The sequence below is a fragment of the Carnobacterium sp. genome, from assembly GCF_032094055.1.
GTDB lineage: Bacteria > Bacillota > Bacilli > Lactobacillales > Carnobacteriaceae > Carnobacterium_A.
On record NZ_DAMDAK010000028.1, the window covers coordinates 1 to 7,338 of the forward strand.

At 36.6% G+C, this 7,338-nt stretch carries 6 protein-coding genes and 1 other annotated feature; all 6 genes read right to left on the bottom strand.

Annotated features, from left to right (window positions below):
* Positions 1-377: 377 nt before the first annotated feature.
* Entirely contained in the window at positions 378-914 is a 537-nt protein-coding gene (msrA, locus tag RT405_RS05990) for a peptide-methionine (S)-S-oxide reductase MsrA (RefSeq protein WP_313468406.1), read from the bottom strand.
* A gap of 117 nt (positions 915-1,031) precedes the next feature.
* Complete coding sequence (locus RT405_RS05995) at positions 1,032-1,970, bottom strand: NADP-dependent oxidoreductase (RefSeq protein ID WP_313468408.1); 939 nt, start codon at positions 1,968-1,970, stop codon at positions 1,032-1,034.
* Positions 1,971-2,149: 179 nt separating this feature from the next.
* A complete protein-coding gene (serS, locus tag RT405_RS06000) occupies positions 2,150-3,427 on the bottom strand; it encodes a serine--tRNA ligase (RefSeq protein WP_313468410.1) in 1,278 nt (425 codons plus the stop codon).
* A 75-nt stretch (positions 3,428-3,502) separates the two neighbouring features.
* Positions 3,503-3,743, bottom strand: a binding site (T-box leader).
* 82 nt (positions 3,744-3,825) lie between these two features.
* On the bottom strand, positions 3,826-5,145 hold the full coding sequence (locus RT405_RS06005) for a serine hydrolase (RefSeq protein ID WP_313468412.1): 1,320 nt from the start codon (positions 5,143-5,145) through the stop codon (positions 3,826-3,828).
* A gap of 127 nt (positions 5,146-5,272) precedes the next feature.
* On the bottom strand, positions 5,273-6,457 hold the full coding sequence (locus RT405_RS06010; protein ID WP_313468413.1) for an ATP-binding protein: 1,185 nt from the start codon (positions 6,455-6,457) through the stop codon (positions 5,273-5,275).
* Between the two features lie 27 nt (positions 6,458-6,484).
* Positions 6,485-7,174 (bottom strand): response regulator transcription factor, encoded by a 690-nt coding sequence (locus RT405_RS06015; protein ID WP_313468415.1) that lies wholly within the window; start codon positions 7,172-7,174, stop codon positions 6,485-6,487.
* Between the last annotated feature and the right edge of the window lie 164 nt (positions 7,175-7,338).

Consider the following 7,338-nt stretch of genomic DNA (forward strand, 5'->3'; position numbering starts at 1 on the left):
GTTAAACCACCTTACACAGTTATTTCGTTCTTACTTTGTTCAGTTTTCAAAGGTCTAATGTGTTTGTGTTGTCGTTTTGACAACTCCTAAATATTACCAGAAGCTGTGATGCTTGTCAACAACTTTTTTCATTTCTTTTTTTATGTTGCTCAAGTTCTCTTGCAACAACATGTATTACTATACCAGCTACTTGGCGTTGAGTCAACGTTTTCTAGCAATCAAATCTTCTTTTTTATAAAAGACGAACAACTTTATTTTATTTAGCTAAAATCTATTTAAAAAACAAAAAAAGACGAATCCAATATACTTATTCTACTTTTTTATACGTAAAAAAACGCCCTTCTCTTCTTATAAAAGAATAGGAGAAGGGCAACTGTTTATTTTTCTTGCCATGTCTTTTCAATAAAATCAACACGACCTGACCCTTGACTGTAACGTGAATAATGAGCTGGGTTTTTCTTATAGAAGTCTTGATGGTATGTTTCGGCTGGATAAAAAGGTTCAGCCGGCTCTATCATTGTAACGATCGGTCTTTTAAAGCGGCCGCTATTTTGCAAAGCCTTTTTCGAATTCTCTGCAATTTGGCGTTGTTCTTCACTATGGTAAAAAATCACGGGACGATAGGATGAACCACGATCTGCAAATTGGCCGCTTGCATCGGTTGGGTCAGTTTGTCTCCAGTAAATTTCAACTAAGTCATTGTAGCTGATAATATCTGGATCAAAAGTAATTTGAACAGCTTCAGTGTGTCCTGTTGTACCGCTGCACACTTCTTCATAAGTTGGGTTAACTGTATGTCCGCCTGTGTAACCAGAAATAACAGAATGGATACCAGGCTCTTGATCAAATGGTTTTACCATGCACCAAAAACAGCCGCCTGCAAAAGTTGCTTTTTGAAATTCTTGTTCACTCATCATCTTTTCCTCCTTCATTTAATGCTAGATAAATTATATCATAACTATTTACATAGAAGAATAAAGTCACTTTTCTAAAATATTCTGGTTAGCTAAATAGACTTAGCAATGAACATCTTAATTAGAAACAATGACTATTTTCCCAAGCGCATGGTGTGTTTCACTTAGTTCATGTGCATCATAAATCCCTTTTTCGTTAAGCGGAAATTTCGCACCAAAAATTGATTTGACTTTTCCCGTTGCCATTAATTCAGCAATTTTTGATAATTCTTGTCCATTAGGTTCTAACCATATGCTTTCAAATTCTACATCAAATTGCTTTCTGAATTCTTCATCAGCAAGTCCTACAATAGAAATCATTCGCCCTGCTTTTGGTTTTAAAATTTTAAAACTGTCCTTTTGTACTTCTCCACCCATTGTATCTAAAACTAAGTCTACTCCATCTAAAAGCTCTACAAAGTTTTCTGTCTTATAATCAATGACTTGATCAGCACCTAGATCAATTAACAGATCGTGATTTTTTTTGCTAGCTGTAGTAATTACCTTAGCTCCAATAGATTTTGCTAGCTGTATTGCATATGTTCCAACTCCGCCAGCACCAGCATGAATTAAAACTGTTTCACCTTTTTTTAATTTACCGTGATTAAACAAACCTTGCCAAGCCGTTAAGCCGGCAAGCGGGATTGCTGCTGCTTCTTCGAAACTAATATTAGTTGGGATTTTAGCAAGCAATTCTTGATCTACTACTGTGTACTCAGCGTACGTACCAAAGCGAGTCGTTTCTGGACGAGCAAAAACTTTATCGCCTACTTTCCAATCTATTACTTCTTCCCCAACTTCACTAATAACTCCCGCTACATCCCATCCAAGAATAATAGGGAAGGCCCAATCCATCATTTGTTGCAAGTATCCTTCACGTAATTTCCAGTCTATTGGATTGATGGATGTTGCTTTTACTTCAACGACCACTTGTTTTGAACTTGCTTTAGGACGATCTATTTGCATTTCTTTTAATTCTTCTTTGCCACCATAATTTTCTATAACGATTGCTTTCATGTTTTTCCTCCAGTATCATTCACATACTTATTTTTTGTTAGTTACCATTCATTTTATAATAAATCTTTCTTATTATAATTGCTAGACATTTGACTTAAATTAAATTAAATAAAAACATATCTTATGTCTACGCTTAAAAAAGCAAGATGTAAGATACGTTTTTAAAATTTATATGAGACTTATTTTCTTATTTCTGTGACTCCACCCATGTATGGAACCAAAACTTCTGGGATTTTAACTGAACCGTCAGCTTGTTGGTAATTTTCCAAAATAGCAGCAACCGTTCGACCAACTGCAAGCCCAGAACCATTCAATGTATGCACATATTCTAATTTTTCTGTGGCCTCATTGCGGTAACGAATTTTTGCACGCCGCGCTTGGAAAGCTTCTGTGTTTGAACATGAGCTGATTTCACGGTAAACATCTTGTGCCGGGATCCAAACTTCTAAATCATATGTTTTAGCAGCTGAAAAACCCATATCGCCTGTACACAAAGCTAAAACGCGATAAGGCAAATCTAATTTCTGTAAGACCGTTTCAGCATTATGCGTCATCTTCTCAAGTTCTTCATATGAATCTTCAGGTTTACTGAACTTCACCATTTCTACTTTGTTAAATTGATGCAGTCGTATCAAGCCGCGTGTATCTCTCCCAGCGCTGCCCGCTTCTGATCTGAATGAAGGGCTAAGAGCTGTAAAATAAACGGGTAATTGTTCTTCATTTAAAATTTCATTGCGGTAATAATTGGTCAAAGGAACTTCTGCTGTTGGGATCAACGTAAGGTCTCTATCTTCAATTTGAAAAACGTCTTCTTTGAATTTAGGAAATTGGCCTGTTCCATACATTGATTCGCTGTTGACTAAATAAGGTGTCATCATTTCAGTGTAGCCGTGTTCCCCCGTGTGCAGATCCAACATAAAATTATAAATTGCGCGTTCTAGTCTGGCACCCAATCCTTTATAGTAGACAAAACGACTGCCGGAAACTTTTGCTCCCCGTTCAAAATCTAAAATATCTAAAGCTTCTGCAATTTCCCAATGAGGTTTTACTTCAAAATCAAATGTTTTAGGCGTGCCCCATTTTCTTACTTCAAGATTATCCTCTTCATCCGTACCAATGGGCACTGACTCATGCGGCAAGTTGGGTAAGCCAGAAGCAATGTCTTCGATTTGGAAATCGATTTGTGCTAATTGTTCATCTAGTTGTTTGATTTTTTCCCCGACTTCACGCATTTCTTGAATTTTGTCATCCGCATTTTCTTTGTTGCGTTTTAAGACAGCGATCGCTCCAGAAACTTCATTTCGTTGATTCTTTAATTGTTCTGTTTCTACTAAAAGAGACCGTCTTTTTTCGTCCAATTGCATAAAGTTATCCAAAGTCTCTTTTTTGACACCTCGGCTGGCTAATTTTTTAGAAACCGTTTGGTAATCGTTCCGCAATTTTTTTATATCTAACATTTTCTTCTCTCCTCTGTTTTAGACTTATCATTATATTCCTTTACCATACAAAAAAGGCCATTCCATCCCTAGTGAATATGGGACGAAATGGCCTGATAAAATCGCGGTACCACCCAACTTTAGAAGTTTTATACAATGAAAACTTCTACGCTTTACATCAGATAACGGTCTGGAGCCGAAATAATTTGGTCAACCAGTAGTTGATTCATTATTTACTTCATGCAATGGATTCAAATAAACAAATCATCAGTTTTCACCAACCACTGACTCTCTAACAGCATTTATTTATTTTACTATTTTGCATTACTAACGTTCAATTTGTTCAATTTTAGTAAATCTAGTTTACCGAACCCTTATCGTTAAGTCAATGAAAACAAATCACTCTATTTTTAAAAGGCTTAAAATAAGTTAGAAAAGAAATCTTTGATCCAACGGCCTGATAGCACAAAAACATTCGCTTTTTCAACAGCATCAGCTGCCACTACAGCTACTTCTTCGCCTTGATCGCCATCGACATAACCTAACTCATCATCTTTCACTGAAACTTGAGCAGTTCCAACTTTTTCAGATTTTTTAATCGGAGCCGTTACTTTGCCTGCATCATTTAACACATTTTTCTGAGGAGTATAGCTTACTTCCATATTTTCCAAATCTGTATCAGTTGGAACAAATAAAGATACATCCGATTCTACGGCTAGTTTTACACTGTCCGTTTTCCCTTTTTCTACAGCTAACGGTTTCACATCATTTAAAACATCATTTTTCTTGTAAACTTGTACTTTTTCCCAGTTTGCAAAAGCCCAATCCATCATTTTGTCTGTTTCAACAAAACGTCTTCTCAAGTCAGCTTCTCCATCTTTTACGTTCATTACAACTGTAATGATTCTCATACCGTTTTCTTCAGCTGTTCCGGTAAAGGTAGCTCCTGCAAAATCAGTCGTTCCTGTTTTCAGTCCATCCACATTTTCTCGTTCAGAGTTTAAACCGGGCAACATCCAATTCCAATTTTCCATTTTGATTTCATCAGAAGTTCCTTCTTTAAACTTCATTTCAGAAATACTGGTCGTTTCCAATATCTCTGGATAAGATGCCAGTAAGTGTTGAGCAACGATAGCTACATCACGTGCAGTCATCGCATTTTCATTGTCTTCCTTGCTTCCTGGATACAGGTTTCCATACAAGTCGGTATTGGACAACCCAGTACTATTGTACAATTCATAATCAGAAATGCCCCATGATTCTACTTTTTCGCGCATCATGTCGACAAATTTTGGCTCATCTCCGGCAATTGCTTCAGCAATCGCAATGGTTGCCCCATTTGCTGAATAAATAGCCATCGCTTGATACAATTCTTTAAATGTATACGTTTCGTCTTGTCTTAAAGGAACATTTGATAACGAATTGTTCTGGCTGATTTTATGAGCATAATCACTGATAGGAACCTTTTGATCCCAAGTAATATCGCCTTTTTCAATGGATTCGAAAATAATGTATTCTGAAATCATCTTCGTCATCGAAGCAATTCCCAACTTTTTATCTCCATTTTGATTCATCAATACTTTTCCTGTTGTAGGTTCAATAATAAAGGCTGCTGCTGCATCAATTTTTGGAGCGGCTTCTGCAGCTGAAGCGGTGTTGTTCAAGTTGGAAACTGGAAGAAACGTTCCTACCATAAAGGTAATAATAAAAACCAGTCCGAATTTCGTCATTTTTTTCATTTCTTAAATTCTCCTCAATAAATTTACACTTTTTTTAAGTAAAAAAATTCACTCACCGTTCCATGTTAGCGAAATTCTACGAAAAAAACAACTATATTTTACATTATCTCTTTGCAGACAACTGTTTTTAAATTTGTTCTTTTATTTTTGATTCACGTGAAACATTTTGATCTTTTGATTTTGTTTGGCATAAAGGAAAATGCAGGATAAACTGAGTTAGATATTCATCTGACTTTGCATAAATCGTCCCTTTATGAAGTTCCACAATACTTTGGGCAATCGCTAACCCCAAACCCGTTCCGCCTGTTTCTTGTGAACGTGACTCTTCTACACGGTAAAAACGGTTGAATAATTGTTTTAAGGATTGTTCGGGAATGGGCTTGCCATCATTATTAACTGAAACAACAACTTCTTCTCCGACTTTTTCGGCTTCAATAAAAACACGCTGCCCGTCGTTTCCATAATTTAAAGCATTCGATATGAGATTATTAAAGACACGCACGATCTTTTCCGTATCAGCTTCCATTAAGATAGCTTCTTGTTTACAGATAACTTCAATTTGCATGTGTTTCTTTTCTGCTTCTAATTCAAAGTCAGCGGCTAATTGTTCCAATAATTGCACCATATCGAACTCAGTTAAGTTTAATGGAGTAGTGGTTTGCCGGACACGTGTATATTCAAATAGGTCTTCTACTAAGACTTTCATTTGCTTTGCTTTTTCATAAGCCGTGTGGGTATACTTCAGCACTTCTTCTTCGTCTCGGTAACTGCCTTCTTCTATTAAACCCAAATAACCAATCACCGAAGTAAGCGGCGTTCGAATATCATGACTGACATTTGTGATCAATTCATCTTTTGATTGTTCGATTTTCCGTTCTTCTTCCATCGCTTTAACCGTGCTGTCTACTAAAACGTGAATGCTGTCTACTACTTTTTTCATATCCCCGTTAAGGTCTGTAGTAATCCGATGATCATAGTGCCCTTCTGCAATATAATGCAATTCACTGATCACGTGATTCAACTGCATTTGTTTGTAGCGTCTTTTCAAGCGCCAATGAACTGTGATTCCAGCAATAATAAGCAATACAAAAGCAAAAAAGGGTGTGATTGAAATGACTTGATTGCTCTGAATACTAATGATTGCATCGCCGAATATCCATAACGAACGGATAACTCCAGGAAAAGCTATGACAATTCGGCTGAGGATAGCAAATGCCGCATAGTAAAGTAAGCTAATTAAACCGACTGTAATAATTCCTTCAAAAATCAGTTTGCTTTTTTCTTTTCTCGTTATTTTCAAGCTGCTGCTCATCTCCTCTATTATTGGCGCATCAGGTGCTTACCGGTCTTCAATTTTATACCCGACACCCCAGACCGTTTGAATCACTTTTTCTCCGCCGGTTGCTTCTTCAATTTTATCCCGCAAATGACTGACATGAACCATAACTGTCTTAGCAGATACTAAACTTTCTTGTTGCCAAACCCGTTCAAAAATTTCATCTGCACTAAAAACGCGATTTGGGTGGCTGGCTAGCAAATAAAGAATACCAAATTCTAAAGCTGTTAATTGAATCGACTGGTTGGTCAATGTCCAGACTTCGTGCGATTCTTTGCTGATGATCAGCGGTCCGATTTCTAACTTATCTGGTCCATCTTCAACAGAAGCATAGGTACTGCGTCTTAATAACGATTTGATTCGTGCCATGACTTCCAATGGATTAAAGGGTTTAGCAACATAATCGTCTGCTCCAGAGACTAACCCTTTGATTTTATCCACATCGGTGGTCTTTGCACTTAACATTAAAATCGGCAATTGTGAATCTTCCCGAACTTTTTTCACTACTTCCATGCCATTGATTGCCGGCATCATAACGTCTAATACCATTAAATCAATGTCTCTGTGAGTTGATAACTTCGTTAGGGCATCTTTGCCATTATAAGCTTGTTCTACTTCATATCCTTCATTTTTGATGTAAATACTTAAGAGTTCAACAATTTCTTTATCGTCATCTACTACTAAAATTTTCATTGTTCGATTTCCCTCATTTTTAGGCGTATTTTTACTCATCATAACAGAAATAACTAAAGAATTCGTTAAAAAAAGCTGATCATTAGGCGTTTCCGTCTTTTTGATCAACTTCTTTTAGGTTTTTTCTAAAAATTACTTATTGAAGATGGTATTCCTTATTATTG

Bases quoted from the DNA above. Each gene is read 5' to 3' on its own strand.
- RT405_RS06005 (WP_313468412.1), bottom strand. From the start codon at position 5,145: ATGAAAAAAATGACGAAATTCGGACTGGTTTTTATTATTACCTTTATG.
- RT405_RS06010 (WP_313468413.1), bottom strand. From the start codon at position 6,457: ATGAGCAGCAGCTTGAAAATAACGAGAAAAGAAAAAAGCAAACTGATT.
- RT405_RS06015 (WP_313468415.1), bottom strand. From the start codon at position 7,174: ATGAAAATTTTAGTAGTAGATGACGATAAAGAAATTGTTGAACTCTTA.
- RT405_RS05995 (WP_313468408.1), bottom strand. From the start codon at position 1,970: ATGAAAGCAATCGTTATAGAAAATTATGGTGGCAAAGAAGAATTAAAA.
- msrA (WP_313468406.1), bottom strand. From the start codon at position 914: ATGAGTGAACAAGAATTTCAAAAAGCAACTTTTGCAGGCGGCTGTTTT.
- serS (WP_313468410.1), bottom strand. From the start codon at position 3,427: ATGTTAGATATAAAAAAATTGCGGAACGATTACCAAACGGTTTCTAAA.